Genomic DNA, 3,122 nt, shown 5'->3' on the forward strand with positions numbered 1-3,122 from the left:
GTTGAAGACCGCAAGTTGATTTTGGAAGAAGTGATGGCAGTTGCCAAAGGTAAATTGACCATTATTGCTCACGTTGCTTGCAACAATACCAAAGACAGTATGGAACTTGCTCGTCATGCTGAAAGCTTAGGAGTAGATGCCATTGCAACGATTCCGCCGATTTATTTCCGCTTGCCAGAATACTCAGTTGCTAAGTACTGGAACGATATCAGTTCTGCAGCTCCAAATACAGACTATGTGATTTACAACATTCCTCAATTGGCAGGAGTTGCTTTGACTCCAAGTCTTTATACTGAAATGTTGAAGAATCCACGTGTTATCGGTGTGAAGAACTCTTCTATGCCAGTTCAAGATATCCAAACCTTTGTGAGCCTTGGTGGGGAAGACCACATCGTCTTTAATGGTCCAGATGAGCAGTTCTTAGGTGGTCGTCTCATGGGAGCTAAAGCTGGTATCGGTGGTACTTATGGTGCTATGCCAGAACTCTTCTTGAAACTCAACCAATTGATTGCTGACAAAGACTTGGAAACAGCGCGTGAATTGCAGTATGCTATCAACGCTATCATTGGTAAACTCACTTCTGCACATGGAAATATGTACGGTGTCATCAAAGAGGTCTTGAAGATCAATGAAGGACTGAACATTGGTTCTGTTCGTTCACCATTGACACCAGTGACTGAAGAAGATCGTCCAGTTGTAGAAGCAGCTGCAGCCTTGATTCGCGAAACCAAGGAGCGCTTCCTCTAATCTATAAGGAGGTATTTATGACACACTACGTTGCAATTGATATCGGTGGAACCAACATCAAATATGGTTTGATTGACCAAGAAGGCCAACTTGTTGAATCACATGAAATGCCAACAGAGGCGCATAAGGGTGGTCCTCATATCTTACAAAAGACCAAAGATATCGTAGCCAGTTATTTAGAAAAGGGTTCAGTAGCAGGTGTTGCTATTTCTTCTGCAGGGATGGTAGATCCAGATAAGGGGGAAATTTTCTATGCTGGGCCTCAAATCCCTAACTACGCAGGCACCCAGTTCAAAAAGGAAATCGAAACTAGCTTTGCAATTCCTTGTGAAATTGAGAATGACGTCAACTGTGCAGGTCTTGCTGAAGCGGTATCTGGTTCAGGCAAGGGAGCGAGTGTGACACTTTGCTTGACCATTGGAACCGGTATCGGTGGTTGCTTGATTATTGATGGGAAAGTCTTCCATGGTTTTAGCAATTCAGCCTGCGAAGTCGGTTATATGCATATGCAGGATGGAGCGTTCCAAGATTTGGCTTCTACAACAGTTTTAGTGAAATATGTAGCTGAAGCACATGGAGAAGATGTTGATCAGTGGAATGGCCGACGCATCTTTAAGGAAGCCACTGAAGGCAACAAGATTTGTATGGCTGGTATTGACCGTATGGTAGACTATCTAGGAAAAGGTCTGGCAAATATTTGCTACGTTGCTAATCCAGAAGTGGTCATTCTCGGTGGCGGTATCATGGGACAAGAGGCTATCCTCAAACCCAAGATCCGCAAAGCCTTGAAAGAGGCTTTGGTGCCAAGCCTTGCTGAAAAAACACGATTAGAATTTGCCCATCATCAAAATACAGCAGGTATGTTGGGAGCTTATTATCATTTCAAGACAAAACAATCCTAGTTTGGCTCAGCCAAACTAGGATTTTCTAGGTACGACGGGCATGTAGTTCATCTGAGGTGTAAGTCCTCCGTGGGCACCTGCTACCAGTGAAGTCAATAACAATTTCCAAGCCTAACTATTGTGAGGTAGCGGATTAAAACGGTTTGGGGATAGACCGTTTTAAGTCTGACGCTGGAAATAAGAATCGGAAGAGGAAATGACATTGATGGCACTCAAATTAGATTATTAAATATTACGAATTTTGTTCAAGATAGTGTAAAATAGATTTGTACTAGTTTCTAAAAATTTAATTTAATAAATAAGAAATATTACAAACTGATGTATTGAGACTATTCTTTGTCAAAAATACGGAGCATTGCAGGTAGTTCTCTAAAATATTTTGAGGTGATAGAATGTATAAGATATTAGTTGTAGATGACGATTTTGAAATTTTGAAACTGATGCGAACTATTTTAGAGATGAAAAACTATCAGGTAACGACGTATCAAGAAGTGACCGTACCAATCAATATTAATAATTTCAAAGGATTTGATTTGATTTTATTAGATGTAATGATGCCTAATATAGATGGTATGCAAATTTGTAAGCAGATTAGAAATAAAGTAAGCTCCCCTATTATTTTTGTTAGTGCAAAAGATACCGAAGAAGATATAGTATCAGGATTGAATTTAGGAGGAGATGACTATATTACAAAACCTTTCAGCATCAATCAATTAATTGCTAAAGTTGCTGCAAATCTCAAACGAGAAGAACGATACAAACAAGGTGAATTAAGTAATCAAATTGTTCGAGAATTATCTCCAATAACAATTTATTTACAAGAAAAAATTGTTTGTATTAATGGAGATAGTCTTGCCTTTACAAGTAGGGAATATGATATCATAGAGCTATTATCTAGCAATCCAAGAAAAATTTTTACTGTACAAGATATATATGAAAACGTTTATGATGATGATGCTGAAACCCTCTTTCGTTCAATATCTGAGTATATCTATCAAATAAGATTAAAATTCTCATCCTATGGAATTAATCCTATAAAAACAGTTAGAGGTATGGGATACAAGTGGCATGATTAAGAAGAATAGTACAATTAGAGGACGTATAATAAGGACTGTTTTAGAACTAGTAACAGGTACGTTACTGAGTATACTTTTATTTTTTATATTTACTTATTTACTTGTTTTTACAGGACAATTAAATGTATACGACTCTAAAATTGAAATTTCAGTGAGTGATACCAGCAATTTAAGTGATGTAGTTCAAGCAATGAATAACTCTATATTTGACTATGTTGTATTTAATCGCAAGACAGGTACAATTGAAGCGGGTAATTATCAAAAAAAGGATTTGCCTGCCTATCGAGAAGTTTTTGCTAAAAATGAATCTGTAAGTAATAGTGAGGTGTATTATGTGTATTATGCTAATTCAGAGATTGTACTTACTGTCAGGCAACCCATGATACCTGAGTTTGTT

Annotated in this window: 3 protein-coding genes and 1 pseudogene; all 4 read left to right on the forward strand. The window is 37.8% G+C overall.

Annotated elements, in window-relative coordinates; all coding sequences use genetic code 11:
* Positions 1 to 747 (forward strand): dihydrodipicolinate synthase family protein (locus ACLNCN_RS04225; RefSeq protein ID WP_424844694.1); only part of this gene is annotated, 747 nt, incomplete at its 5' end.
* Between the two features lie 17 nt (positions 748 to 764).
* The gene (locus ACLNCN_RS04230) at positions 765 to 1,649 is read left to right on the forward strand and encodes an ROK family protein (RefSeq protein WP_261105083.1); all 885 of its coding nucleotides are present in this window, start codon (positions 765 to 767) and stop codon (positions 1,647 to 1,649) included.
* A gap of 392 nt (positions 1,650 to 2,041) precedes the next feature.
* Positions 2,042 to 2,725: a response regulator transcription factor gene (locus tag ACLNCN_RS04235; protein ID WP_000276749.1), complete on the forward strand. Its 684-nt coding sequence runs from the start codon at positions 2,042 to 2,044 to the stop codon at positions 2,723 to 2,725.
* Positions 2,718 to 3,122, forward strand: a pseudogene (locus ACLNCN_RS04240) (sensor histidine kinase); the annotation flags it as partial. The gene ACLNCN_RS04235 and the pseudogene ACLNCN_RS04240, both read left to right, overlap by 8 nt.

It is taken from the genome of Streptococcus sp. CL8.13, assembly GCF_049737895.1.